This is a genomic window from Pseudomonas sp. zjy_15, from assembly GCF_043101865.1.
Classification (GTDB): Bacteria; Pseudomonadota; Gammaproteobacteria; order Pseudomonadales; family Pseudomonadaceae; genus Aquipseudomonas; species Aquipseudomonas putida_Y.
On record NZ_JBICII010000059.1, the window covers coordinates 1 to 25,844 of the forward strand.

The following is a 25,844-nucleotide window of genomic DNA, read 5'->3' on the forward strand; positions in this document are numbered from 1 at the left end:
CTGACGCCGGTCTTGCCGGTCAAACGACCGTAGGTGGCAGCCATGAAACCTGCAGACTGCTCATGACGGGTCAGTACCAGCTTGATCTTCGACTTGCGCAGGGATTCGAGCAGGTCGAGGTTTTCCTCACCGGGGATGCCGAATACATACTCGACACCTTCATTTTCCAGGCATTGCACAACGACATCGGCGGCCTTGGCCATTTGGGGTACTACCTCAAAATCTTTGTGGGATTGCAGATTTATTAAGCTGCGTGACTGAGATGTTGCAGGATGTCTCAGTGGCGCGCATCGTAGGCCCTCTGGTTAATAATAATAAATATATTGTTATGATGCTTAGCATCACATTTCGTTATGAATGCATCCCGCATGAAAGGTAGCACCCCTCAATGAACCTCAAGGCATTGCGTTGCTGTGTCGAAATCGTCCGCCAAGGCAGCTTCACCAAGGCCGCGCAGCACCTGCACATCGCCCAGCCAGCGCTGAGCATGGCCGTTACCCGGCTGGAAGAAGAACTGGGGGTCACCCTGTTCAACCGCACCACGCGCAAAGTGATCCTCACGGCAGAGGGCGAGCAGTTCTTGCCGCGAATTGCCTCCGCCCTGCGCGAAATGGACATTGCCCGGCAAGAACTGCGCGACATGGCCGATCTCAAGCGTGGTGAAGTTCGCCTGGGTATTCCGCCGATGTTCGGCCTGCACTACGTCCCCGGGTTGATGAACGCCTTCCGCCAGTTGTACCCGGGCATTGCCATGACCGTGTTCGAAGGCAGTGCCGAAGACATTGGCCACCGCCTGGAGCAACGGGAAATCGACCTGGCGCTGCTGGAGTCCCGGCGTGTGCCGCCCGACAAGGAGTCGATCCTGCTGGGCAGCGACGAGATGCTGGCGTGCATGCACCCTGATCATCCCTATGCCGGCAAAGCCTTCCTCACCGCCGAAGACCTGCGCAATACCGACATGGTGGTGTTCGATCGCACCTTCGTTCAACGCCATCTTCTGGATGCGTTCTTCGCCGAACATGGGATCACTTACCAGGTGGCGCTACAGAGCAACTTCGTCTCGCTGGTGGTGCAGGCCGCGCTGGACAACATGGGGGTGGCGACCCTGTTGCGCTCAGTGCAGCAACGTACGCCAGGTATCGTCGGTGTGCCCTTCCGGCCGGCACAGCAAATGAGTTTCCGCTTGTGCTGGCGCTCGGGGGAATACCTGTCGCTGGCGAGCAAGCGGTTCATCGACTTTGCTGCACAGACGCATTACCTGGAGCGCTGAGGGCCAATCGGGGGCAGCATCCTCGACGTTGCAGCCATCGATTGACTATTATCCCGCCTTGAACGTTTCAGCATGTTTCAATAGGGATACAGATGTCAGTCCAGGAACGCCCCCCGCTACCCAGTAAAAGCACCGTCGCCAAGATGGAAGCTGCCATGGCACTGGGCAGCTTTGCCATCGGCACCGGCGAATTCGCCATCATGGGCCTGATGCCCGACATTGCCAGCAATTTGCAGTTGAGCGAGCCGCAGGTGGGTCATGCCATCAGCGCTTATGCGCTGGGGGTGATGGTTGGCGCTCCGACACTGGCCATTCTCGGTGCCAAACTGCTGCGCAAGCACATGCTGCTGCTGTTGATGCTGCTGTATGCCGTGGGCAACCTGGCCACTGCCTTTGCCCCCTCGTTCGGTGGCCTGGTCACATTTCGTTTCATCAGCGGCCTGCCCCACGGTGCCTACTTCGGCATTGCCGCAGTGGTGGCCTCGAGCATGGTGGCCAAGGATCAGCGCGCGGGGGCCGTTGCCCGGGTGATGATGGGCCTGACCTTGGCCATGTTGCTCGGCAACCCGGTTGCCACCTTCCTGGGCCAGTACTTCGGCTGGCGTTCGGCATTCGTGCTGGTCGGCGCGATCGCCCTGTGCACCATCGCCCTGGTCTGGCGTTTCGTGCCCCAGCGCCACGACGAAACACGCAGCGACCCGCGCAAGGAACTACAGGCCTTTGCCCTCCCACAGGTCTGGATGGCGCTGGCCATCGCTTCGATCGGTTTTGCCGGCATGTTCTGCGTGTTCAGCTACCTGGCACCGACCATGCTGCAAGTGACCCAGGTGTCGCCACAGTGGATTCCGTTCGGTCTGGCAGCGTTCGGCGTGGGCGGTATCGTCGGCAACATCGCGGGCGGCAAGCTGTTCGACCGCCTGCAGTTCCGCGCCGTGGGGCTGGTACTGGTGTGGTCGATTGCCGTGTTGCTGTTCTTTACCTTCGCCGCCCAGGCGCTGTGGAGCCTGCTGCTGGGCATCGGCCTGGTGGGTACCATGATCGCCCTGGCGGCACCGCTGCAAATTCGCCTCATGGACATTGCCCATGAAGCGCCAAGCCTGGCAGCGGCGTCGAACCATGCGGCGTTCAACCTGGCCAATGCCCTGGGGCCATGGCTGGGAGGCATGGCGATTACTGCGGGTATGGGCTGGACCAGCACCGGGTACATCGGCGCCGCGACTGCGCTGGTAGGCCTGGGCATCTACCTGGTGGCGCGGCGGATGAAAGGCGGGCATTGAAGCCGGCATGGTCATAAAGGGTTACCCTACCCCGTTATGCACCCGCCACTGCCGAGTCATTCATGTTCGATTGGGAAGACCTGCGCCATTTCTCCGCCTTCAGCTCGGCCGGCTCGCTGTCGGCCGCCGCCAAGACCCTGGGTGTCGACCACGCCACCGTGGCCCGGCGCATCGCCTCGCTCGAAGCTTCGCTCAAGCTCAAGCTGGTTGACCGGCGCCCCCGCGCCTATGCCCTCACCCACGAAGGCCAACGTGTGGCGGAACTCGCCGAACAGATGGCCATGTCCTCTTTTGCCCTGGAGCATTTCGCCAGCGCCGGCCAACAGGCAGTGGAAGGCGAAGTGGTGCTCTCGGCACCACCGGCGCTGCTGGGCAGTATCGTCGCCCGGCGCCTGGGCGAGCTGTACCAGCGCTACCCACAACTGCGCCTGAAGCTGGTAGGCAGCAAATCCAGGGCATCCCTGGCCCGCCGCGAAGCTGACATCAGCATCGCCCTGGCCAGGCCGACAGAGCCAACCCTGGTGGTCAGCCTGCTGGGGCACCTGGATTACCGGCTGTACGCGTCGCCCGGTTACCTGGCCAGCGCAACGGCAAGGCGCTACATCGGCTACGACGAGTCCCAGGCCCGTTCACCACAACAGCAATGGCTCAACCTCCAGGCCGGCCAACAGCCGTTCGCATTGCACAGCAATGACCTGCGCATCCAGGCCCAAGCCTGTGCCGGCGGCATCGGTATCGCCTGCCTGCCCGCGTTCATGGCACAGGAACACGGCCTGAAGCAAGCAGGCAGCGCCGAACAGACCATGAGCATCGAGATCTGGCTGGCAGTGCATGAAGACGTACGCGCCACACCGCGGATCAAGGCGGTTACCGACTTCCTCCAGCAGCAGGTCCGGCCGCTGCTGCGCTTGTGAATTCTTGCAGATGGCAAATGCATCAATACGGAATTTTCGCCCAAGTCTTCCAGCGTTAGGCTAACTCCATCACTCACGCCCTTGAAGGAGACGACGATGCAGTACGTAAAGCTGGGTAGCACCGGGCTGGACATTTCAAGGCTGTGCCTGGGCTGCATGACCTTCGGTGAACCCGACGCGGGCACTCATCCCTGGACCTTGGGCGAAGACGCCAGCCGGCCAATCATTCGCCACGCCGTCGAGCAAGGCATCAACTTCTTCGACACTGCCAACAGCTATTCCGCCGGCACCTCGGAAATCATCCTCGGCAAACTCCTGAAGGAGTTTACCCGCCGCGAAGAAACCGTGATCGCCACCAAGGTGTTCTTCCCTGCCAACATGTGGGAAGGCGCCAGCCGGCCCAATGAGCAAGGCTTGTCACGCAAGGCGATCATGGCCAACATCGACGCCAGCCTCAGCCGCCTGGGCACAGACTACGTCGACCTGTACCAGATCCACCGCTGGGACTACCACACTCCCATCGAGGAAACCATGGAAGCCCTGCATGATGTGGTCAAGGCCGGCAAGGCGCGCTACATCGGCGCATCGTCGATGTATGCCTGGCAGTTCGCCAAGGCCCAGCAGGTAGCCGCCAGCCACGGCTGGAGTCGCTTCGTGTCGATGCAGAACTACCTCAACCTGATCTACCGCGAAGAAGAGCGAGAGATGATTCCGCTGTGCCTGGATCAAGGCATCGGCCTGATGCCCTGGAGCCCGATGGCGCGCGGCCGCCTGACCCGGCCGCATGGGCAGCAGACCGAGCGCACGCGCACCGATGTGTCCGGGCAGTCGTTCTATGAAAAGACCGAGGTGGAGGATGGCCGGGTAATCGATGTGGTCGAGCAGATCGCCAGCGAACGGGGTGTGCCGATGGCCCAGGTTGCGCTGGCCTGGGTGCTGGGTAAGGCCGGTGTTAGCGCCCCTATCGTCGGCGCCTCGAAGCCCGCCCACCTGGACGATGCTCTGGGCGCACTGTCACTGCAGCTGAGCGAAGACGAGGTGGTGCGCTTGCAGGCCCCTTACGTTCCCCACGCGGTCACCGGCTTCAAATAGCGCGGGCTTGCGGCAGTTGGTATGGGTCCGCGAGCTGGTCAGCCTCGCGGAAACCATTACAATGCGCGGCCCAACCTGAAATATGTTTTCCCCATGAAATCACTGCTTTACGCCATAACCTTATTATTTTCCTTTACCCTCCCCGCCTTGGCCAACCCGCCGGCCACCTTCACCGAAGCCAAGGTGGTGGCCAAGCAGAAGGTTTATCTGGACCAGGCCAGCAGTGCCATGGGTGACCTGTACTGCGGTTGCAAATGGACCTGGGTGGGCAAGTCTGGCGGGCGCATCGATGCCGCCTCGTGTGGTTACCAGACGCGCAAGCAGCAGAACCGCGCCGAGCGCACCGAGTGGGAACACATCGTGCCCGCCCATACCTTCGGCAACCAGCGCCAGTGCTGGAAGAACGGCGGCCGTGAGCACTGCGTGGACAACGACCCGGTATTCCGCGCCATGGAGGCCGACCTGTTCAACCTTTACCCGGCCGTGGGTGAGGTCAACGGTGACCGCAGCAACTTCAACTACGGCATGGTCACTGGCAATACCGGCGAATACGGCCAATGCACCACCAAGGTCGATTTCGTCCAGCGCACCGCCGAACCGCGTGACGAAGTCAAAGGCCTGGTGGCCCGCACCACCTTCTACATGTTCGACCGCTACAAGCTGAACATGTCGCGCCAACAGCAACAGTTGCTGATGGCCTGGGACAAGCAACACCCGGTGTCGGCCTGGGAGAAAGAACGCGACCGGCGCATTGCCGCGATCATGGGCCATGGCAACCCGTTTGTAAGCGGCGAACGCAAGTGGACTGCCGGCTACAAGCCGGTTGGCAGCGGCGTGGCACAGACGGTGCCGGTAAAAGCGGCCAAGCCTGAGGCCAAACCAAGCCTGGCCAGCGCCGGTTCGGTCGGCGCCGTGCTTGGCAACCGCAACAGCCACGTCTATCACCTGTCAGTCGGCTGCCCGAGCTACAACCAGGTTGCAGCGAAGAATCAGGTCACCTTCGCTAACGAAGGTGAAGCGCAGGCAGCAGGCTATCGCAAGGCAGGTAACTGCCGCTGATCGTTTCAAAGGCTGCGCGGCCCCTGTGGGAACGGGGTCGCGTCAGCCGTTGACCAGGTTTACCGGCCGCTCACCGGCCAGCGCGCTGAGCAGGTTGTCCACCGCGCAACGCGCCATGGCCTGGCGGGTGTCCTCGGTCGCCGAGCCGATGTGCGGGGTCGCTACCACGTTATCCAGCTGCAACAGCGGCGAGTCGGCCGGCAGCGGCTCATGCACGAACACGTCCAGCCCCGCACCGCGGATGCGCCTGGCCCGCAGCGCATCGATCAGCGCCTGCTCATCCACCACGCGACCGCGTGAGATGTTCACCAGAATTGCCTCTGGCTTCATCAACGCAAGTTCCCGTGCGCCTATCAGCCCTTCGGTGCTGGCGCTCAACGGCACCGTCAGGCAAACGAAATCTGCCTGCTGCAACAGCTTATCCAGGCTGCACTGGCATGCGCCATAGCGTGCTTCCACCTCGGGCTTGGCACGCTGGCTGTGATACAGCACGCGCATGCCAAAGCCCGCGGCCGCGCGCCGGGCCAGGGCCTCGCCAATGCGGCCCATGCCGACGATGCCCAGCGTCTTGCCGTGTACATCACTGCCAAAATGCGCTGGCCCCAGGTTGGCCTGCCAGCGGCCGTCACGCACCCAGTTCGCCAGCTCCACCACCCGCCTGGCGGTAGCCAGGATCAAGGCAAAGCCTGTGTCCGCGGTGGTTTCGGTCAACACGTCGGGCGTGTTGGTGAGCATCACACCACGCCTGCTGAGTTCAGCAATGTCGTAGTTGTCCACGCCTACCGAAACGCTCGACACCACTTCCAGTTGCGGGGCAAGGTCGAGCAGGCTGGCATCCAGGCGCAGGCTGGCCCCCAGCAACCCGTGCGCCCCCGGTAACGCATCGCGCAGGCGGGCCAGGCCATCGGGCTGGGTAGTATCCACCCAGGTCACCTCGACGCGATCTTGCAGGCGTGCCATCAGGTCGCCGGACAGGCGTTTATACAGGACGATTCGCTTCTTCATTGCGGGTTTCCTAATGGTTCATGGCCAGACGCGAGCTATCGCGCTTTGCCCGGCCAGAGGTCTGGGAAGTATTGAGCGCAGCGGTAAGCGCCACTGCCGTCAGCAGCGCACCGCACATGAACAGATAAGAGGCGCCGGGCCCGCCCGTAGCCCCATTGAGGTAACCCACCAGCCACGAACCGCCAAACGAGCCCAGCGCCCCCATGCTGTTGATCAGCGCCATGGCGCCGCCTGCGACGTTGGCCGGCAGGATTTCGGGCACGATCGCGAAGAACGGGCCATAAGGTGCGTACATGCAGGCACCAGCAAGCACCAGCAATGCATAAGACAGCCAGAAATGCTCGCTGCCCAAGGCGTAAGAGCTATAGAACGCCACGGCGGCAATCAGCAGCGGCGGCCAGACGAAGCGCTTGCGCTTTTGCAGGCGGTCCGACGCCCAGGACACGCCCACCATCGCCAGCACCGCCGCCAGGTAGGGCACCGAGGCCAGCCAGCCGGCCTGCACGATATCGACGTTCGCCGCCTGCTTGAGAATCGATGGCAGCCACAGCACGAAGCCATACACGCCGATGCTCCAGCAGAAGTACTGCAGCGCCAGGATGATCACCTGCGGCGAGCGAAACGCTTCGCGGTAGTTCTTCACAGGCTTGATACCCTGCTGCTCGGCAGCCAGCGCCTGCGCCAGGGCGGCCTTCTCCTGCTCGCTCAGCCACTTCACCTGGGCCGGGCGGTCATCCACCAGGCGCCACCAGAAGAACGCCCAGATCACAGCGGGCAAGCCTTCGATGATGAACATCCAGCGCCAGTCGTAATGCTTGATCAGGTAACCCGACACCACCGACATCCACAGAATGGTCACCGGGTTGCCCAGCATCAGGAAAGTGTTGGCGCGCGAACGCTCGGCCCGGGTGAACCAATGGCACAGGTACACCAGCATGGCCGGCATGACCGCAGCCTCCACCACCCCGAGCAGGAAGCGGATGCCAATCAGCATGTAGACGTTGCTGACCATGCCGGTAAGCGTGGCAAGGCCGCCCCACAGGATCAGGCAGACGAAGATGAGCTTCTTCACGCTGCGCTTTTCAGCGTAGATGGCACCAGGCACCTGGAAGAAGAAGTAACCGAGAAAGAACAGCGCCCCCAACAGCGAAGACATCACCGGGGTGATATGCAGGTCTTCGGCCATGCCGGAGGCAGCGGCGAAGCCGTAATTGGCGCGGTCCAGGTACGCCAGGCTGTAGGTGACGAACACAATCGGGATGATGTACCACCAGCGGCGAGGTGCCAGGCTTTGGCTTTGCATGGTTTGTTTCTCCTGAGCTTGTTGTTTTTGTTGCAACAGGTGATTCGGGGTCGGCTCATGCGCTTCTGCGCAGGTCGTAGGCCTCCAGTTCATGGCGCAGCGGCAACCCTTCCATGTCGCCCCGCGATTGCACGGCACGGCTGCCGCACCAGTTGCCACGCGCTACCGCCTCGACTATCGGACGGCCCTCCAGTAGCGCGCTAAGCACACCGACGGCAAAGGCATCACCTGCACCGACGGTGTCCACCACGCGGCTGACTGGCACGGCGGCTACCTGCCCTTCGCCCTTGGCGCTGCGGAAGTAGGCGCCAGCGTCGCCCAGCTTGATCACCACGAGCTCCACCCCTTGGTCCAGATAGAACGCGGCGATATCAGCCGGGGTGTGCTGACCGGTCAACAACCGCCCCTCTTCCAACCCCGGTAAAACCCAGTCGGTCTTGGCCGCCAGGGCATTGATTTCACGCACCATGCTGCTTTGATCGGGCCACAGCGAGGGACGCAGGTTGGGGTCGAACGATAGGCTTCGCCCGGCTGCGCGCATCTCGTCCAGCAGCGCGTGGGAAAGCGCCCGACAGCTGTCCGACAACGCCAGCGGAATACCGGTAGCGTGCACGTGGCGAGCCTGCAGCCAAACGGGGCTCAACATCGCAGGTGACAGCCTGCTGGCCGCCGAACCGCGGCGAAAGTACTCCACTGCCGGGTCGCTGCCATCATCGCTGCGGGCCTTGAGCTGAAAACCCGTCGGGTAGTTGGCATCCACCTCGACGCCGGAACAGTCCAGGCCTTCGCCGCGCAAGCTGTCGAGCACGAAACGGCCCAGCGAATCGTCACCAACCCGGCTCAGCCAGCGTACCTTGAAACCCAGCCGCGCCAGGCCGATCGCCACGTTGCTGTCGGCGCCGGCGATGCGTTTGCCGAACTGGCCGACAGCGGCCAGGTCGCCGGCCTGCTCGGCAACGAACATGGCCATGGTCTCGCCAAAACACAGCACGTCATGTTCATGCATGGTCCAACTCCTGCGCCGCGCCCAGTGCAGACAGGTGACGTACCTGGACCCGGGTCAGCGCCAGCAGGTCGTCGCCCACCAGTGGGTACTCGACAGCGCGCACCACGCCCGGCGCGAACTCGGCCATCAGCGCTGCCCACTCCTGCAGGTCCGCCGCTTGCGGCGGTATGGCAACCAGACGGCCATCGGCCCGACGTTGCACGGCCTTGCAATGCACATAGCGCACCCAACGGCCTAGCTGCCTTGCAGCTTGCCGCGCAGGCTCACCCTGCCACTGCCAGTTACCGATATCGAACGTCATACCCAGGCGCAGCCCAAGCGGGTCGACGCGCTGGAAGAACTGCAGCATCGGTTCGAGCCTGCCACCTTGTGCGGTCTGATCGTTTTCCACCAGCAACAGAGGCCCATGCGCAGGCAGCAGCGACGCCAGGGCCGTCACATCGCAGTGCTCATCGAAGTGCCCCAGGGAAACCTTCAGCGCCACCGCGCCAAGCGACCGGGCAATTTCCAGCTTCTGCACCAGTAGCGGGTCGGGCACGCCTTGCGCGGTCCACAGTTCAAGGGGGGTGGAGTACAGGCATTCCAGGCGCAGCGCGGCAATGACCCTACCCAGCGCAGCGGCGTCCGGTGCACTGGCGAACAATTCTTCGCGCAGTTCGACGCGGCTGACGCCAGCGGCGGCCAGCAGGTCCAGAAACTGCTCCTGGCCACGTTGGCGCACAAAGTCGGCGCCGTAGCTGGAGAGACTGATGGAAACGGGGTTCGCGTGCATTGTTCTTGTCCTTATGAAACCGGTTTCATTTTTTGATCAACAGCAGCAGGCACAAACCTGCTGTTTCTTACTGGGGTTGGGTTGAACCGCGAATGATCAGGTTGGCTTTGAAGTCGATGCGCCGTGCTGCGCCGCTATCGCCGCGCAAACGACCGAGCAGGCTTTCGAATGCCGCCACGCCGATACGCTCGGTGGGCTGGGCCAGTGCGGTAATGCCTTTGCCAACCAAGGGGTACCAGTCGAGGTCGTCGAGGGCGATCAGCCCGACATCGGCAACCAGGTTGCGCCCGGCCTCGAGCAGGGCCCGGGTCACCGCCAAGGTGGCAACGCCGTTGAAGGTGAAGATGGCTTGCGGACCATGGCCACTGTGGGCAAGAAACGAAGCCAACTGGCCCTGCAGCTCTGCGCTGATTTCAAGTACCTGCTGACGCATGCCTGGCCGGCGGCTGATCGACGCGCCGAACGCCTGCACCCGCTCCAGGCGTGAACTGGTGCCATCGAGGGGTTCGCTGACCGCCAGGATGTCGCGGTAGCCCTGGGCCTGCAGGTGGTCGAGGGCCTGCTCGACTGCGTCGGCATTGTCCAGGCCGACAAGGTCCACATTCAGCTCGGGCAATTGGCGGTCGACCAGCACCATGGGGATGTCACGCTGCAGGTTGAGCAGTTCGCCGGGGTGGTGACCGAGCGTGTTCACGATCAACCCTTCGACGTTGTAGCTCTGCAGGGCCACCAGGTGGTGACGCTCCTGCTCGTCGTCGCGGTTGGTGTTGCACACCACCAGGCTGTAACCATGTTGACGGCAGGCGGTTTCCACGCCGTGCATCACGGCCACTGAATAGGGGTTGAGGATATCGGCCACCAGCATGCCGATCAGTCGCGTCTGGCCGCGCTTGAGGCCGCGAGCCATCTGGTTGGGGCGATAGCCGAGGCGTTCGATGACCTCTTCCAGCCGCTTGGCCGTGGCTTCGGCCAGCAATTGGCGGTCGCCACCAATGTAACGGGAGACGGTGGCTTTGGAAACGCCAGCAACACGCGCCACTTCGCTGATGGTGACCCGTTCGCGGGTATGGGCAGGCGCGTCGGTCATGGGTTTTCCTTATGATTGTTTTAATGGGGATGAAACCGGTTTCAATACAGCAAAAATGCGCGGGTTCGTCAACAGGCCGTTGGTCGGGCGCGAATTCAGTAAATGTTAAATCGCATTAATAATATTGCATAAATTATTGATATTTTTAGATTTATATCTATGGAACAGGGCTTACCCTGGAATCTGATTACGTTAGGGGATGGCACGGGCTTCGCCCGTGTTCGCGGGTAAACCCGCTCCTACGGGCGAGGGCGCAGAAAAACACGTCAGCGAAGCGACTTCACGTCACCGGCCGTGACGGCACTGCCTTGGTTACCCCAACTGCTGCGAATGAAATTCACCACCTCGGCAACCTCCTGGTCGCTCAGGCGCCAGCCGAAAGCCGGCATGGTGAAGTTCGACGGCGCAGTGTGCGTTGCCGGTACCGTGCCACCGGCAAGCACCACATGGATCAGCGACGTGGCATCCGCCGTCTGCACCACCGGGTTGCCGGCCAAGGCCGGGAACACGCGGGTGTAGCCCTGCCCGTCGGTGCGGTGGCAGGCCGCGCAGTTGTCGATGTACACCGCCGCCCCAGGCTTGCTGTCGTCACCCTTCCATAGCGCATCCGCGACCTGCTTGTCGTAGACATGCGGCTGGTCATCCGGATTGCTCGGCGGCAGGGTTTTCAGGTAGCGGGCGATCGCGGTCAAGTCGGCATCACTCATGTGCTGCATGCTGTGCTCGACCACATCGCTCATGCCGCCGAACACGGCGCTGCGATCACTGCGCCCAGTCTTGAGAAACTGCACCAACTGCGCTTCGCTCCAACTGCCCAGGCCGTCCTTGTGATCGCCACGCAGGTTCTTGGCAACCCAGCCTTCCAGCGGCGCGCTGCCGGCCAGAAACTGCTCGCCATCGGCCGCGCTCAGGGCCTTTTCCTGCATGGTCAGTGCCCGCGGCGTATGACAAGCGCCACAATGCCCAAGGCCCTCGACCAGGTACGCACCGCGGCTCACAACAGGGTCGGCTGTCGCGGATGCCTGCCAGGGCTTGGCCTCTGGCGCGAACAGGCCGCGCCAGATTGCCAGCGGCCAGCGCATGCTCAGCGGCCAGGGAATGTCAGAGGCCTTGTTCGCCTGCTCGACAGGCTCCACGCCCTTCATGAAATAGGCGTAGAGCGCCTGCATGTCCTGCTCGCTGACCCGCGCATACGACGGGTATGGCATGGCCGGATAGAGCGTACTGCCGTCCTTGCCGATCCCCCTGCGCACGGCCTTGTCGAAGTCTTCGAAGCTGTACTGGCCAATGCCACTGGCCGCCGGGGTGATGTTGGTGGAGTACACCGTGCCAATCGGCGTTTCCATCGGCAACCCGCCGGCAAAGGGCTTGCCGTCTTTGGCGGTATGGCAGGCCACGCAGTCACCGGCGCGGGCCAGGTACTCGCCCAGGCGTACTTGCGCATCGTCATTCGCTACGGCCTGTGCAGCCGCACCGGCGCCCAGCACCAGGGTGGCGATCAACAGTGTCTTCATGCTCATCGCTCCTCAAGCCTGGACCAACGGACCGGGGTTTTTCAGGTACTGCTCACGGATGGCGCGGGCCGACCAGTACGTGAGCGCGGCCACCAGCCCGGTCGGGTTGTAACCCAGCCCCTGCGGGAACGCCGAAGCCCCCGGAACGAACACGTTGTGTACGTCCCAGCTTTGCAGGTAGCGATTCAGTGCACTGGTTTTGGGGTCGGTGCCCATGATTGCCCCGCCGTTCAGGTGGGTGGTCTGGTAACGGGTGGTGTTGAAGTGGTCCTTGACCTGCTTGCCCAGCACGGCAATGGCCTTGGGGTTCATCGCTTGGGCGATCTTGCTCAGCTTGTCGACCATGAACTGGTTCATCTTGATGTCGTTTTCCTGCCAGTCGAACGTCATGCGCAGCAGCGGCTGGCCGTAGGCATCGCGGTAGGTGGGGTCCAGGTCCAGGTAATTGCCACGGTAGGACTGATGGGCGCCGTGGGCGTCCATTGACACCTGGTGGGTGTAGTAATCGGCCGTGGCTTTCTTCCAGGCACTGCCCCAGGCCGGCGTGCCCGGCGGGTTGGAGGTACCGGCAATCGGCCGGCTGCCGGCCTGGTTCACCCACATTGGCGAACCGCCGACGAAGCCGTGCGGGCCATGGTCGAAGTTGTCGGCGTTGAAATCGTCGATGGCAATGCCATTGCCACCCGCGCCGATGAAGTTGTTGGTGTAGGTGTCCTTGTCGAAGAACGCCTTGACTGTCCCCATGTTCTGATAGGCGAAGTTACGCCCGACCACACCCTCGTTCTTCACCGGATCATAAGGTTTGCCAATGCCGGAAAGCAGCATCAGACGCACGTTGTTGAACTGGAAAGCCGCCAGAATCACCAGCTCTGCCGGCTGCTCCACCTCGCGCCCCTGGGCATCGATGTAGGTCACGCCGGTGGCCTTGCGCTTGCGGTCGTCCAGGTTCACCCGCAGCACATGGGCATTGGGCCGCAACTCGAAGTTGGGCACCTGACGCAGCGCCGGCAGGATGTTCACGTTGGGCGAGGCCTTGGAGTACATGTAGCACACGTAGCCACTGCAAAAACCGCAGAAGTTGCACGGCCCCATCTGCGCCCCGTAGGGGTTGGTGTATGGCCCTGAGGTGTTGGCTGACGGCAGGTTGTAAGGTTTGTAGCCCAGGCTGGTGGCAGCCTTTTCAAACAGCCTTGCCGATACAACGTTCTTCTGCGCGGGCAGCGGGAACGGGTTGGAACGGTCCGGCGCATAGGGGTTGCCGCCCTTCCCTTCACCGACCACCTGGCCTTTGACGGTCCAGGCCTGGCCTGAAGTGCCAAAGACCTTTTCGGCAAAGTCGAAATAGGGCTCCAGCTCTTCGTAACTGACCCCGAAGTCCTGGATGGTCATGCCTTCGGGAATGAACGTACGCCCGTAGCGCTCTTCATAGTGGCTGCGCAGGCGCAGCTCGACGGGGTCGACCCGGAAGTGCACACCCGACCAGTGCAGGCCCGCGCCCCCCACGCCCTTGCCCGGCAGGAATGCGCCCAGCTGGCGATTGGGCAATGCCACATCATGCACGCTATGACGGACAGTGACGGTTTCTTTCGATACATCGACGAACAGCTTCTTGCGCACGCTGTAGGTCAGCTCATCGATCACCTGCGGGTAGCTGCCTTCGGGGTAGGTATCCTGCATCGGCCCCCGCTCCAGGGCTACCACGTGCAGCCCGGCCTCGGTCAGCTCCTTGGCCATGATCGCACCGGCCCAGCCGAAGCCGACGATCACCGCATCCACTTTGTTCAACACAGTCGCCATGCCTCAGGCCCTCTCGCCGCGAATCGATACAGCCGGGAACGGGTAAGGCTCGTTGCGCTCGACCCAGTCCATGAAGTCGGCGCGGGCGCCGGGGAAGCCGATCTGGGTCCAGCCGACCATGCCTTTGTTGCCGCCATGAATCGGGTCGCAGAAGAACCCTTCGCGCGTGTTTTGCACCAGCAGGCTGAAGAACACCTTGGCCGGAACGGTTTCGAAAACCACCTCTCCTGCCTCCAACGTACTGAGAATGCGGTCCTGGGTAGCGCTATCTTGCGCAGCAAAAACCTGTCCGCCATTGGCCTTGCACCAGCCATCCACGGCAGCGATGCCCAGGCGGTAGATTTGTTGCGGGCTGAGCTGCAACTGGTAGCCCAGCTCGGGCGGGGCGTCGGCGTTGAACGGCCCTTGCATGTACCACTGTGCGCCAGTCGCGTAGGGGGTGTTCATTTGCCTGTCGATAAATTCGGCGGCGCCCGCTTCGAGTGCCCCTGGGCCAAGCTCATCGGCCGGGATGATGCGGGAAACGGCAGCTTGTAAAAAAGCCCATTCTTCGGCGCTGAAGAATGTCGGTTGATAATTGCCCGCAGGCGGCGTAGCCGGCACTTTCGGTTGCTGATGCGGTTGCGGGGCCGCAAGCAGTTGGCTGGCGCCCACGCCAAGCCCTGTACTGGCCACTGTAACGACAGGGATCAGAGTCAAGGTCTTGCGCAGAAAATCCCTGCGCGGGTTGTCTGGGGCATGCTCAGGCATTGCGAATCCTCATCGGCTTTGGGGTGGCCTTGATAAGCGCCATCTGATTTTCAATTGAGAGGTGATCTTGATAGGCCATCAAGAAGACAGCCGAATAATCTAGCGCGTTCAGAAAGGTTTTGAAACCGGTTTCATTCTTACCTTCCCACCCGGCTTAACCTCCAAGGACGCGGTTCCAGATTGCAAGAATAACCGGCCGCGCCTACTGCATGATCTGAGTTCAGAACTCGACTTTGCGCCGCAAATCGGGTTGAAATTACCGCCCCCAAATCCCCCAACCTTGGGGGAACGCAGCCCACCGCCAGCCGCTCGCAAAATACCCTGCTGAGAGGTTCGAACCCTTGCCCCACAAGGCCTGCAACGCAGACCTCAGATATTGGCACAGCTCTTGCCGATGTCCTCCCAGACGCCCCAAGTCCATGGGCCCGTTTGCAGGAGGAATTGACTCATGCACCGACCGATACCCCACCCGCTGGCAGTGGCGATTTTCGCCAGCATGCTCCAGCTCCCGGCGCAGGCCGCCTTGAACGCTGTCGATCCAGGCGCTTACGTTCCTGCCAACGGCGGCTTCCCCGCCTGGTACCAGGACAGCCACGGTCGAACCCTCGACCTGTGCCTGACCAAGGCCGTCAGCTCCCGGGTCGCCGGCGCGCCTGACGCACCCTCATACATGTGCACGCTGCTGCCCACGCCTGGTGTGTTCGACGATACCCAACCCATCGTCTTCCCCACCAACTTCCCTGACGAAGCGTTCTGGTTCACCGCCGACGCTGCAATCGTCGACGCCGCCCGTGGCATCGACCTCAGCTACGGCACGGCGATCGAAGCGGCATTCGCCGCCGAGGAACCTGTCGAGGGTGACCAGGTCAGCTTTGCCCGAGTCCGTATTCGGGTCGACGTCCCCACCGCGGGCACCTACGTGGTCACCCACCCCTATGGCGTTGAAGTGTTCGATGTACCCGCTGCAGGACGCCGGGCGATCAACATGACCCGCGACATCGGCATCGCCGGCGCAGGCGACTTCACCGGCGCACTCAAGGGCGATGTCGGGCCGTTCCTGCGCAGTGTCAACGGCCCCTACACCGAAGGCAACGAGCGCTTCATCGGCGACCCGAACCTGGAAGAGCAGGTCACCGGCAGCCCATTCAACACCAATTACGTACGCATCGAAGGCCCTGGTGGCATCGACCTGCGCACCGAGCTGTTCGCTGTCTCCGGCAAGCTTTCCGAAGTGGCCCTGCCAACCCCGCTGATGCCACAACGCAGCACTTACTCAAGGCATACCGAGAACGGCGACCTGATCGCCCAGCAAGACATATTCGTGTTGGCCCCGCCGCCACCGGCAAGCGTCACCCTGACCAGCCAAACGCCCAACCTTGGCCTCACCGAGGCCAACGGCACCGGCGCCTGGTACGCACAGTCAGCCCTCAACCCGGCGGCCGGAACCATCGTGACACTGTCCGCTGACAACAGCGTGGCGGTCCCCACCAGCAGCCTGACCACCAGCAACATGCCACTGACCGACCTGGTCACCATCACACAGGCCCAGTACCGCTTGTCCACCGGCGAGCTGACCTTGGTGGCCAACACGAGTGACGAAACCACCCCTCCAGTACTTACCGCACATACCGGCAACGGCACGTTGATCGGCAACCTGGGCGGTACCGGCGCCGTGAAGACGTTGAGCATGACCTTCTCGCCCATTCCGCCGGCCAAGGTGCAGGTCACCAGCGCCAACGGTGGCAGCGACACCGAAGACGTGGTGCTGGTGCCATGAACAGACAAAGGCTCAGCCTTCAAGGAGGCAGCATGAACACTTGGTCGCGCCGTGCGCTGTTGGCCGCCGGTTTCTCTCTTACCGTTACCAGCGCCGCATTCGCCGCGCTGTCTGATGTCGACCCGGGGCCCTACACCTTCGCCACAGGTGGCTATCCGATGTGGTACAAGGACAGCCTCGACCAATCCCTGGAGCTGTGCCAGTCACGTGCCACCAGCACCCGTGCGCCAGGCGCGCCAGGGGCGCCGGCCTACATGTGCACCTTGTTGCCCGAGCCCGGTGTCTATGACGATGCCCTGCCGCTGGTATTTCCAGATAACTGGCCACCGGAGATGTTCTGGTTCCTGGCCGAAACCTCGATACCACAAGTAGGTAACAGCGGTTATGAGCTGGAGGTCTACGTTGCCGGTTTAGAGGCAGCCTTCGCTGCTGAAAACCCGGTAGACGGTGATCAGCAAAGTTTCGCGCGCATCCGTATCCGTGCTTCGGTCCCACGCACCGGCACCTACACCATCACGCACCCTTACGGGGTGGAGACGGTCAACGTCACCACGGCAGGACGTCGTGCGATCAACATCACGCGGGACATAGGCATTGGCGCTCCGGGCAACTTCCAGGGGGCGCTGGAGGGTGCGATCGGCCCTTGGCTGAAGGGGGTTGGCGGGCCGTATACAGAGGTCAACCCTGACACTGGTACCACCGAAACCTACATCGGCGACCCCAATATCACCGAAGCGGTAACCGGTAGCCCCTTCAATACCAACTTCGTGCGCATCGAAGGGCCCGCTGGCACCATTCAGACCAACACGTTCACAGTGTCTGGCAAGGTGCTGGACCAGCGGGCACAAACCCCGGTCACCCTGGAGCGAGCCACGTACTCGCGCAACGGCAGCGGCACCCGCGTGGAAGTGTTCGCCAAGGCCCCGAATGAGGCCAGCCTGTGTATGCGCAATGGCCTGGCACTGATCGGCACGCCGCCTTCGCCGTGTCAGTTCACCCTGACTTCGGACAACAACGGTTTGTTCTTCAGCCAGCAGTTCAACCAGTCGGTGCCGCCAGCGGTGGTGGTTGTCACCGCCAGCAATGCAGTCGGCGGCACCCAGCCGACTGCACTCTCGAGCAAGCTCAGCGACGTGGTCAAAGTCAGCACCGCACGCTATGACTGGGCCAACAAACGTCTGTTGATCGAGGCCAGCTCCAGTGATGAAGTCGTGGTCCCCGACCTGCTCGCCCAAGGCTACGGCCGCATGTCGAAATCGGGCACGCTGCAAAGCATCACGGTCAACGACCTGGCTCAACCGCCCGCCACCGTCACGGTCAAGTCTGCCCATGGCGGTAGCGATGTGGAGCCGGTGATCGTGGTCGGCAACGCCCCGGTCGAGGCCGCCAACCAGCCACCGCTGGCCCAGGCCGATGTCGGCAACACCAGTGTCGGTGTCCCGATCACACTCAACCTGCTACTGAACGACAGCGACCCGGATGGCGACGTGCCGCTGACCATCAGCGACCTGACCCAACCCGGAACCGGCCTTGGCGGCGTCGTGATGAACGGCACCACCTCGGTGACCTACACGCCGCCGAGCGGGGCCACACAACCGCTGGTAGCCACCTTCAGCTACCGGGCGATGGATGCCAAGGGCCTGAAGTCGGAACCGGCCACGGTCACCATCAACGTCGCGCCTAACCAGGCACCGACTGCCAACCCGGAGACCGTCGCCACCCTGGGCGTGCCATTGACCATCAACGTGCTGGCCAACGACACCGACCCGGAAGGCAACGTGCCGCTGAGCGTGACCAACATCACCCAACCGGCAGCCGGCCGTGGCACGGTCAGCACCGACGGCACGACCGTAACCTATACCCCACCGGCCACTGTAACCACAGCCTTCACCACCACCTTCACCTACCAGGCACGTGACTCGCTGGGGGGGCTGTCCACCCCAGGTACGGTCACCGTCAACGTGTCGCCTCGGCCTGCCGCTGAAACCTTCGCTGTCACGACAGCCACAGTAACGGCGCGCTCCAACAACCGTTACAACTGGGACATCAGTGGCACCTCGTCGGTGACTACCGGCAATACCGTGACCGTGCAGGTAACCACAACTACCGGTGTCCAGACCTTGGGTACGGCCACGGTAGCGCTGACCGGGCGCTGGCGCCTGGTGGTCAGCAATAGCACCACGATCATCCCGACTGCGGCACCGACGGCGACGATCACCACCAGCCAAGGCACCACGCGCACCGTCAACGTCATCGTGCAGTAAAAGCCGGAGGCTTCGATGAAACGGCTGTACTCCCTGTTGCTCTGCCTGGCCCTGGCGGGCCAGGCCTGCTGGGCAGAGGACCTGATGGACAATGCCGACCTCGCACCCGGCAACGACCTCGGTGAACCAGTGATCATCCGCCTGCTGCCGGCCGGTGCCGGCCAGGCTGCGGTGATCGAGCAACAAGGGTCAGGCAACCGCGCCGCCCTCGACCAGAACGGTCAGGCTCTGCTGGGCCGTATCGTCCAGTCTGGCGGTGCTCAGGAAGCGTACATCTTGCAGGAAGGCAGTGACCTGATGGCCATCATCAGCCAACAGGGAAATGGCAACAGCGCGTCGATTCGCCAGAGCGGCAGCAGCAACAGCGCCGCCATCGAGCAGATCGGCAACGACAACAGCGCCAGCATCGTGCAGTCCGGCTCGGGGCTCAACAGCTCCGTTACCCAGGCTGGCAATGGCCAGCATGTTCAGATCACCCAATACCGATAGACCTGGAGGCACCACCATGTACAAGCTCGCTCCGCTCAGTGCCGCTATCGTCCTGGCCCTCGCAGGTCAGGCCATGGCTGCTGACAGCACCTCGTCCCAGACCCAGGACGGCAAGGAAAACATCGCCGAAGTCTTTCAGGCTCAGGCCCCCTTCGCCTCGGCCACCCAGCACCAGACTGGCAAGGGCCACAACCACCTCGCCGTGCAAGCCGAAAGCACCAGCGATATTCAGCAGAGCGCCACCGGCCAGTACAACGCCGGCTACGCTGAGCAACTGTTCGAGAACGGCAGCCAGATCACCCAGCAGGCCGCAGGCAGTTACAACGATGCCTTCGCCAGCCAGTCGATAGGGGCGAACAACGAATCGCTGCAAACCCAGCAAGGCGTCGGCAATAGATCCACCGTGTGGCAGGACAGCCAGGAAGGCAGCAAAGCCACCAGCTGGCAATCCGGCCAGCGCAATGAGGCGTTCATCGAGCAGACCTTCGGTGGCAGCAACAATCGCAGCACCGTCAACCAGACCGGCCAGGACAACTATGGCACCACCGAGCACCTGAACCATGTCGATGGCGATATCCAGATCTACCAGGATGGCCACGACAACTGGGCCTATGGCGACCAGCGTGACGGCACCGGTGGCACCATTGCCATTGGTCAATACGGGGGTGGCAACTCGGTGGAAGTGTGGCAGGACACACAAGTGGGTAGCCAGGCCTCCGTGGTCCAGACCGGCCAGCTGAACGAAGGCTATATCGACCAGAGCTTCGGCGTCAGCAACAAGGTCAGCCTGTCGCAGCAAGGCAATGCCAACGCCAGTTGGTCGGACCAGTTCGAGACCAACAATTCAACCACCAGCATCACCCAGACCGGCAACAACAACCTGCATTTCACCTATCAGAATGGTGAAAACCTCAACCTCACCATCAACACCCAAGGCAATGGCAACAGCATCACCGCCAGTAACTGGAAAGGCGCCAAGATGGGTGGCCAGTTCGGTACCAACCAGAACGCCACCATCAACCAGACCGGCAATGGCAACGGCGTAAACCTGACCCAGAAGGGCGCTGACCAGCTGGCCACGCTGACCCAGACAGGTAAAGGCAACCAGATGTCGACCAAGCAGGATGACGTCAGCAACGAGCTGTACTTCGAACAGAACGGCACTGACAACATTCTGATCGCCGACCAGCGTGGTACCGACAACTATGCCTACGGCAGCAGCCAGGGCACCGGCAATACCATCACCCTCGACCAGTCCGGCTATAGCAACCAGAGCTACACCAACCAACTTTACGGAAGCGGCAACGAAGCCACCATCAAACAGACTGACAACATCAACGTCGCCTACGTGACCCAGGGAGGCCAGGGCAACATGGCGTTCGTCGACCAGAGCGGTGTCGCCCAATCCGCCACCATCACCCAGCTGGGCAGCGCGAACCTGGCCACTGTGACCCAGCAGTAAACCGCTCCCCCTTGAACCGCGGTGCTCCTCTCCCTGGTGCCGCGGTTCCTTTTTCTGTTGCCCCTCCCTCTGCAGTCTTTCGATCCGGTCGGCATGTGCAAGCCCTTGGAGTGTATCTGTCGGGGTACAATGGCAAACCGATCAAAGATGTGCAGCAGCATGATCCAGTCCGACCTCGACCTGTTCGGCCCCCAGCCGCAACGCCTGGCCAGCCATACCGTGCTGCTGCCCGGCTTCGCCCTGGCCGAAACCGAGGCGCTGCTCGATGCCCTGCGCCCGGTGCTACGTGCCGCGCCGTTCCGGCACATGTACACCCCAGGAGGGCTGCGCATGGCGGTAGGGCTGACCAACTGCGGTACGTTGGGGTGGGTGAGTGATCAACACGGCTACCGATACAGCCCCAGCGACCCACTCAGTGGCCAGCCCTGGCCTGCCCTGCCCCCGGTCCTGCTCGCCTTGGCCGCCCACGCGGCAGCCATGGCCGGGTTTGACGGTTTCGAGCCGGATGCCTGCCTGGTCAACCATTACCTGCCAGGCACACGCCTGAGCCTCCACCAGGACCGCGACGAGCAGGATTTCGGCCAACCGATCGTGTCGGTGTCGCTGGGTTTACCGGCGGTGTTCCTGTTTGGCGGCCTGCAGCGTGCCGACAAGGCTCAGCGCATTGCACTGAGCCACGGCGATGTGCTGGTCTGGGGCGGCGAAGACCGCTTGCGCTTCCACGGCGTGCTACCGATCAAGCCCGGTGTTCATCCGCGCCTGGGCGAACGGCGGATCAACCTGACCTTGCGTAAGGCAGGTGCCTGAACAGGGTCAGTCCTCTGCCGCCCAGTGCAGAACAAGATGAACCCACATGAAACACATTGAACATCTTGGCCAGGCAAGCTTCGAATGATAAGCCGCCTACTTCTGTCTGGAGCCTGCCATGCCAAACCCGCCTGGTTCTTCGAGCCGTTGCACCGGAGCCATGTACCGATGAAGATGCCTGGCCGCGCCCCCAATGCCTCGCTGCAGCTCGACTACGTACGCGACACCCTGTTCGGCCCCGTGGCGCAAAGTGTGGAATGCCAATGCCAGCTCGCCGCCCTCAACCTGCAAGGCCGCCCAGGGCTGCGCTTGCACATTTGCCCCCCACTGCCCGACAAGATCGACCGCGCTCACAGTGTGGCCTTTGTCTGGGATGGGCAGAGTTACCATGGCGTGGTCCGCGACAAGGGTAAATGCGGCGACGGTGGCCTGAACCTGCTGCTGGAACTGCAATAAGCCGATCAGCGGCAGCTGCGGCCGCACTTAAGGCTGCCAGGGCTGATACCTGCGCATTGCTAGTCAGCGGCTAGAATGCATGAACCCGGCCAGCCTGGGCTGACCGGGGCACGACAGGTGCGCTCAGGCAATCGCCTTGAGCGGCGCCGGGTGGCTGTCACGCAGCGCATGCAGCTGCTCCACCAGGTTGACCAGATCACGACAACTGTTGAGATTTTGCAGGGCGACCCCGCTGACGGTCACGCCTTGATCGAGATCCTGGCCCTGGCCCAGGCGGATGGTCAGGTTGGCGCCGTCCGGGCAGCTGACCTCACAGCGATCTGGCAAGCAGGCCTGTTCGATCATTTGCCGCATCTCTAGTATCGAAACGCCTATCAACGACATGGTACGACCCTCTCTGTGGGATGGCCTGTTGTTTGGAAGTACGCCTTTGTCGGGCGGGGCGCCAATTGATATTGCGCATGCTCGGGCAGCAGTCCATGCGCCCGGGCAATGAGCTTGCGGGGAATCCTCTAGCACCTTAGTGGAAGATTCCCTGCGTGGGCCGAGCGTTCGAATGCATTAGCAGACTTGACGACGAGTGGTCTTGGACAGCAAGGCCACCCAATCAACAGGATCAGTGCGCGGCACCTCCCCTCTCATTCTGCATCTGCCCAAACCGCCCGGCATGGAAATCATCGAACGATTCGGCAATCTCCGCCTGGCTGTTCATCACGAACGGACCGTAGCCGACGATCGGCTCATCGATTGGCTCACCGCTGAGCAGCAGCACACTGGCGCCTTCCAGCGCCTCGACCGCTACGTCTACACCCTCCCGGTCGAGCAGCACCAGGCTGGACGGACCTGCTTCGCGTTCGCTGTTGATTCGAACGTTTCCACGCAACACCACCAGCGCCGCAGTGCGGCCGGCAGCAATGGGCAACTGCAAGACAGCGCCGGCGTTGAGCCGCAGATCCCACACATCCATCGCGGTGAAGGTCCGAGCCGGCCCCTGGTGCCCATGATAGTCACCGGCAATTACCCGCAAGCTCCCGGCATCACCGTCCAGCGCTAGCACCGGAATGTCGCCGGCCAGCAGCGTCTGGTAGCCGGCCGCTGCACGCTTGTCCCGCGCCGGCAGGTTCACCCACAGCTGGACCATTTCCAGTGTGCCACCACTGCGTGCAAAGTCCGGGGAATGAAACTCCTCATGGAGGATGCCGTTGGCAGCCGTCATCCACTGCACGTCACCTGGGCCGATCAAGCCGCCGGCACCCGTGGAGTCGCGGTGCTCCAGCTCACCTTGGTAGACGATGGTCACGGTTTCGAAGCCGCGATGCGGATGCTGGCCTACGCCGCGTCGTGCTGGGGTCGGGGCGAAATCATGCGGCCCGGCGTAGTCCAGCAGCAGGAATGGGCTGATCCGGCTGGCCAGGTTGTCGTAGGTGAACAGGCTGCGCACCGGGAAACCATCCCCCACCCAATGGGCGTGAGGGCTGTGGTGGATACCCAGAATCTTTTTCATGAGAAGGCTCCTCTCTTGGTTGAGATAACCTTATCAATGATGCCAATCAAGCGGTAGACGGCTGAAATGGCATGCATCGTCCCACCTGCAGAACAGTCAGCCCTGCAAGAAACCGAGCACCTGCTCGGCCGCCATGGCCGGGTCTTCCTGCATGAAACAGTGCCCACCGGGCACTTGCAGTGCGGTCACATTGCGGTTTAGCAGCGCCAGGCGATTCACCGAATGAGGCACAAAGGGATAGGTGTCTTCTCCATACAAGACCCGTGTCGGCGTCCTGATTGCGGCCAGACTGGCCCACATGCGTTTAGGGAATGAACTGAAGATCTCCACTTCACGGCTGGGCCGGCACTTGAGCACCACGGCCTCGCCACAATCCCCGATGGCATGCTCGACATAGGCCTGCAGCGCCGCATGGGTCCAGCCTTTGAAGATGCCACGCCCTTGCAGCGAGGCCAACGCTGACTCGCGATCGGGCCAGTGGCTGCGACGACTGGCAGCCTTGCGGGCCAGGGCGTGGCGCTGATGCAGGCCGACCAAGGCTGCTGCCCCCATCACGCCGATCATGCGTCGGCTGAACAACACCGGGTCGAGCAGCACGGCGCGTGCAAACAGTTGCGGTTCACTGCTCAGGATCAGCCCTGTGAGCACGCCACCAAAGCTGTGCCCTGCGGCAAACCGCTGTACGTCGCCATACTCGCCACGTCCGCCCTGAAAGGCCTCCACCGCCAAGGCGGCGGTGCGGTTCCAGCCGCGAAACACCCCGCCATGGTCACTGTCGCCATGGCCTTGAACGTCGCAGAGCCACAAGTCGAAATGCTTGCCAAGGTGCATCAACAGCGGTTGGTAGGTCAGGCAACAGAAGCCATTGCCATGCAGGAAGTGCAGCAGCGGTTTGCCACTGGCCGGGGTTCGCCAGCCACGCAGGGTGAAACCTTCGGCGCATTCGTGGGACCAGGGAATCAACTGCATCGGCTTACTGTACTCTCGGGGTCAGGAAAACGCTGATTCTACAAACAGCAGCGGGTACAGTGAAATCACCAGCAACAGGGCCATCACGACATTGAACAGCATCAGCCAGCGTGAATGCTGCAACAGGTTGCGCAGGGCGCTGCCGAACATCACCCATACCCCCACGCTCGGCAGGTTGACCAAAGCGAACAAGGCCGCAATGACGATCACGTTGGTTACATAACCTTGCGCGGGCGTGTAGGTGGTAATCGCCCCCACCGCCATCACCCAGGCCTTGGGGTTGACCCACTGGAACGCCGCTGCTCCCCAGAAGCCCAGCGGTTTGTGGGCACTGGACGAGGCCGTGCCGACCGGCCCGGAAGTGGCGATCTTCCAGGCCAGGTACAGCAGGTAGGCGGCGCCAGTGTAGCGCAGGACCGTATACAGTGGTGGCCAGGCCTTGAATACCTCACCCAGCCCCAGGCCGACGGCCAGCACCATCATCATGAAACCAAAGCTGATACCCAAGGCATGAGGGACCGAGCGGCGCACGCCGAAGTTCACCCCCGAGGCCAGCAACATGGTGTTGTTGGGGCCAGGCGTGATGGAAGACACGAAGGCAAACAGCACAAAGGCGGTCAGCAGGTCGGCAGAGGCAAGCATGGCGGGCATTCCACTTTCTTTATAGGTGCTGTCACACTACCGGAGTCGCCTTCCCCAGCGACCGGTACAGTTTGATTAAATTATGCAGATACACATCACTGTATCGCCAATCCGGACCAAGGAAGCTGTCACCATGAGCCTCACCATTCGCCCTGCCGTGCGTACCGATGCCGCGCAGATCCTCACCTTCGTCACCGAACTGGCCGAGTACGAACGCGCCCGCCACGAGGTGGTCGCTACCCTTGCCGACATCGAGCACAGCCTGTTCGACGAAGGCAGCACCGTGCGCGCCCTGATGTGCGAGCGTGATGGTCGTGCAATCGGCTTTGCCGTGTACTTCTACAGCTACTCGACCTGGCTCGGGCGCAATGGCATCTATCTGGAAGACCTGTACGTGACCCCCGAACAACGCGGCGATGGCGCCGGCCGGCAGTTGTTGCAGCACATTGCCCGCGAAGCGGTGGCGAACAACTGCGGGCGCCTGGAATGGAGCGTGCTGGACTGGAACGAGCCAGCGATCGGCTTCTACCAGAAGCTAGGGGCCGAAGCACAGGATGAGTGGGTGCGCTACCGGCTGGATGGCGACAAGCTGGCGGCATTCGCCCGCGGGTGATCGCCCGGCGCCTGC

The 25,844-nt window shown here is 62.4% G+C and carries 25 protein-coding genes; 12 read left to right on the forward strand and 13 right to left on the reverse strand.

Annotated elements, in window-relative coordinates; genetic code table 11:
• A partial coding sequence (locus tag ACF8EF_RS11125; RefSeq protein WP_249226214.1) for a thiamine pyrophosphate-binding protein occupies positions 1–203 on the reverse strand: 203 nt, incomplete at its 3' end.
• 185 nt (positions 204–388) lie between these two features.
• On the opposite strand from ACF8EF_RS11125, the gene ACF8EF_RS11130 reads away from it, so the two are divergent.
• From ACF8EF_RS11130 to ACF8EF_RS11150, 5 genes are all read left to right on the forward strand, one after another.
• Positions 389–1,270 carry a LysR family transcriptional regulator gene (locus tag ACF8EF_RS11130; RefSeq protein ID WP_021783794.1) on the forward strand — a complete coding sequence of 294 codons (882 nt, stop codon included), beginning with the start codon at positions 389–391 and terminating at the stop codon, positions 1,268–1,270.
• A 92-nt stretch (positions 1,271–1,362) separates the two neighbouring features.
• Positions 1,363–2,547 carry an MFS transporter gene (locus tag ACF8EF_RS11135; RefSeq protein ID WP_176683471.1) on the forward strand — a complete coding sequence of 395 codons (1,185 nt, stop codon included), beginning with the start codon at positions 1,363–1,365 and terminating at the stop codon, positions 2,545–2,547.
• 62 nt (positions 2,548–2,609) lie between these two features.
• A complete protein-coding gene (locus ACF8EF_RS11140) occupies positions 2,610–3,461 on the forward strand; it encodes a LysR family transcriptional regulator (protein WP_392461140.1) in 852 nt (283 codons plus the stop codon).
• A 96-nt stretch (positions 3,462–3,557) separates the two neighbouring features.
• A complete protein-coding gene (locus ACF8EF_RS11145) occupies positions 3,558–4,553 on the forward strand; it encodes an aldo/keto reductase (protein WP_176683469.1) in 996 nt (331 codons plus the stop codon).
• A gap of 93 nt (positions 4,554–4,646) precedes the next feature.
• Complete coding sequence (locus ACF8EF_RS11150) at positions 4,647–5,612, forward strand: endonuclease (protein ID WP_392461141.1); 966 nt, start codon at positions 4,647–4,649, stop codon at positions 5,610–5,612.
• 42 nt (positions 5,613–5,654) lie between these two features.
• Here the strand turns inward: ACF8EF_RS11150 and ACF8EF_RS11155 are convergent, their stop codons facing one another.
• From ACF8EF_RS11155 to ACF8EF_RS11190, 8 genes are all read right to left on the reverse strand, one after another.
• Positions 5,655–6,617: a 2-hydroxyacid dehydrogenase gene (locus ACF8EF_RS11155; RefSeq protein WP_392461142.1), complete on the reverse strand. Its 963-nt coding sequence runs from the start codon at positions 6,615–6,617 to the stop codon at positions 5,655–5,657.
• Positions 6,618–6,627: 10 nt separating this feature from the next.
• Entirely contained in the window at positions 6,628–7,920 is a 1,293-nt protein-coding gene (locus ACF8EF_RS11160) for an MFS transporter (protein ID WP_392461143.1), read from the reverse strand.
• A gap of 55 nt (positions 7,921–7,975) precedes the next feature.
• Positions 7,976–8,926: a sugar kinase gene (locus tag ACF8EF_RS11165; protein WP_392461144.1), complete on the reverse strand. Its 951-nt coding sequence runs from the start codon at positions 8,924–8,926 to the stop codon at positions 7,976–7,978.
• A complete protein-coding gene (locus tag ACF8EF_RS11170; protein WP_392461145.1) occupies positions 8,919–9,698 on the reverse strand; it encodes a sugar phosphate isomerase/epimerase family protein in 780 nt (259 codons plus the stop codon). The genes ACF8EF_RS11165 and ACF8EF_RS11170 overlap by 8 nt, the downstream gene beginning before the upstream one ends.
• Before the next feature lie 67 nt (positions 9,699–9,765).
• Positions 9,766–10,785 carry a transcriptional regulator PtxS gene (gene ptxS / locus ACF8EF_RS11175; RefSeq protein ID WP_392461146.1) on the reverse strand — a complete coding sequence of 340 codons (1,020 nt, stop codon included), beginning with the start codon at positions 10,783–10,785 and terminating at the stop codon, positions 9,766–9,768.
• Positions 10,786–11,051: 266 nt separating this feature from the next.
• Positions 11,052–12,299 (reverse strand): c-type cytochrome, encoded by a 1,248-nt coding sequence (locus tag ACF8EF_RS11180; RefSeq protein WP_392461147.1) that lies wholly within the window; start codon positions 12,297–12,299, stop codon positions 11,052–11,054.
• Between the two features lie 12 nt (positions 12,300–12,311).
• Complete coding sequence (locus ACF8EF_RS11185; RefSeq protein ID WP_392461148.1) at positions 12,312–14,096, reverse strand: GMC family oxidoreductase; 1,785 nt, start codon at positions 14,094–14,096, stop codon at positions 12,312–12,314.
• A gap of 3 nt (positions 14,097–14,099) precedes the next feature.
• Positions 14,100–14,846, reverse strand: coding sequence for a gluconate 2-dehydrogenase subunit 3 family protein (locus ACF8EF_RS11190; RefSeq protein WP_103444449.1), 747 nt, complete (start codon positions 14,844–14,846; stop codon positions 14,100–14,102).
• Positions 14,847–15,294: 448 nt separating this feature from the next.
• On the opposite strand from ACF8EF_RS11190, the gene ACF8EF_RS11195 reads away from it, so the two are divergent.
• The 6 genes from ACF8EF_RS11195 (at position 15,295) to ACF8EF_RS11220 (ending at position 22,101) form a co-directional block, all read left to right on the forward strand.
• Positions 15,295–16,623 carry a hypothetical protein gene (locus ACF8EF_RS11195; RefSeq protein WP_176683453.1) on the forward strand — a complete coding sequence of 443 codons (1,329 nt, stop codon included), beginning with the start codon at positions 15,295–15,297 and terminating at the stop codon, positions 16,621–16,623.
• Positions 16,624–16,655: 32 nt separating this feature from the next.
• Positions 16,656–18,887 (forward strand): Ig-like domain-containing protein, encoded by a 2,232-nt coding sequence (locus ACF8EF_RS11200; protein WP_392461149.1) that lies wholly within the window; start codon positions 16,656–16,658, stop codon positions 18,885–18,887.
• A gap of 15 nt (positions 18,888–18,902) precedes the next feature.
• Entirely contained in the window at positions 18,903–19,376 is a 474-nt protein-coding gene (locus tag ACF8EF_RS11205; protein WP_176683451.1) for a curlin, read from the forward strand.
• 16 nt (positions 19,377–19,392) lie between these two features.
• Positions 19,393–20,838, forward strand: a complete 1,446-nt coding sequence (locus ACF8EF_RS11210; RefSeq protein WP_176683450.1) for a curlin — start codon at positions 19,393–19,395, stop codon at positions 20,836–20,838.
• A gap of 159 nt (positions 20,839–20,997) precedes the next feature.
• The gene (alkB, locus tag ACF8EF_RS11215; RefSeq protein ID WP_392461150.1) at positions 20,998–21,645 is read left to right on the forward strand and encodes a DNA oxidative demethylase AlkB; all 648 of its coding nucleotides are present in this window, start codon (positions 20,998–21,000) and stop codon (positions 21,643–21,645) included.
• A gap of 168 nt (positions 21,646–21,813) precedes the next feature.
• Positions 21,814–22,101, forward strand: coding sequence for a hypothetical protein (locus ACF8EF_RS11220; RefSeq protein ID WP_176683473.1), 288 nt, complete (start codon positions 21,814–21,816; stop codon positions 22,099–22,101).
• A gap of 123 nt (positions 22,102–22,224) precedes the next feature.
• Here ACF8EF_RS11220 and ACF8EF_RS11225 read toward each other — a convergent pair whose 3' ends face one another.
• The 4 genes from ACF8EF_RS11225 to ACF8EF_RS11240 all read right to left on the reverse strand — a co-directional run bounded on the left by ACF8EF_RS11225 (position 22,225) and on the right by ACF8EF_RS11240 (position 25,225).
• Positions 22,225–22,485, reverse strand: a complete 261-nt coding sequence (locus tag ACF8EF_RS11225; protein WP_392461151.1) for a DUF1652 domain-containing protein — start codon at positions 22,483–22,485, stop codon at positions 22,225–22,227.
• A 232-nt stretch (positions 22,486–22,717) separates the two neighbouring features.
• Positions 22,718–23,605 (reverse strand): pirin family protein, encoded by an 888-nt coding sequence (locus ACF8EF_RS11230; RefSeq protein WP_176683447.1) that lies wholly within the window; start codon positions 23,603–23,605, stop codon positions 22,718–22,720.
• A gap of 96 nt (positions 23,606–23,701) precedes the next feature.
• The gene (locus ACF8EF_RS11235; protein ID WP_339533490.1) at positions 23,702–24,574 is read right to left on the reverse strand and encodes an alpha/beta hydrolase; all 873 of its coding nucleotides are present in this window, start codon (positions 24,572–24,574) and stop codon (positions 23,702–23,704) included.
• 21 nt (positions 24,575–24,595) lie between these two features.
• On the reverse strand, positions 24,596–25,225 hold the full coding sequence (locus ACF8EF_RS11240; protein WP_392461152.1) for a LysE family translocator: 630 nt from the start codon (positions 25,223–25,225) through the stop codon (positions 24,596–24,598).
• 124 nt (positions 25,226–25,349) lie between these two features.
• On the opposite strand from ACF8EF_RS11240, the gene ACF8EF_RS11245 reads away from it, so the two are divergent.
• Positions 25,350–25,829 (forward strand): GNAT family N-acetyltransferase, encoded by a 480-nt coding sequence (locus ACF8EF_RS11245; RefSeq protein ID WP_176683444.1) that lies wholly within the window; start codon positions 25,350–25,352, stop codon positions 25,827–25,829.
• The last annotated feature ends 15 nt before the right edge of the window (positions 25,830–25,844 follow it).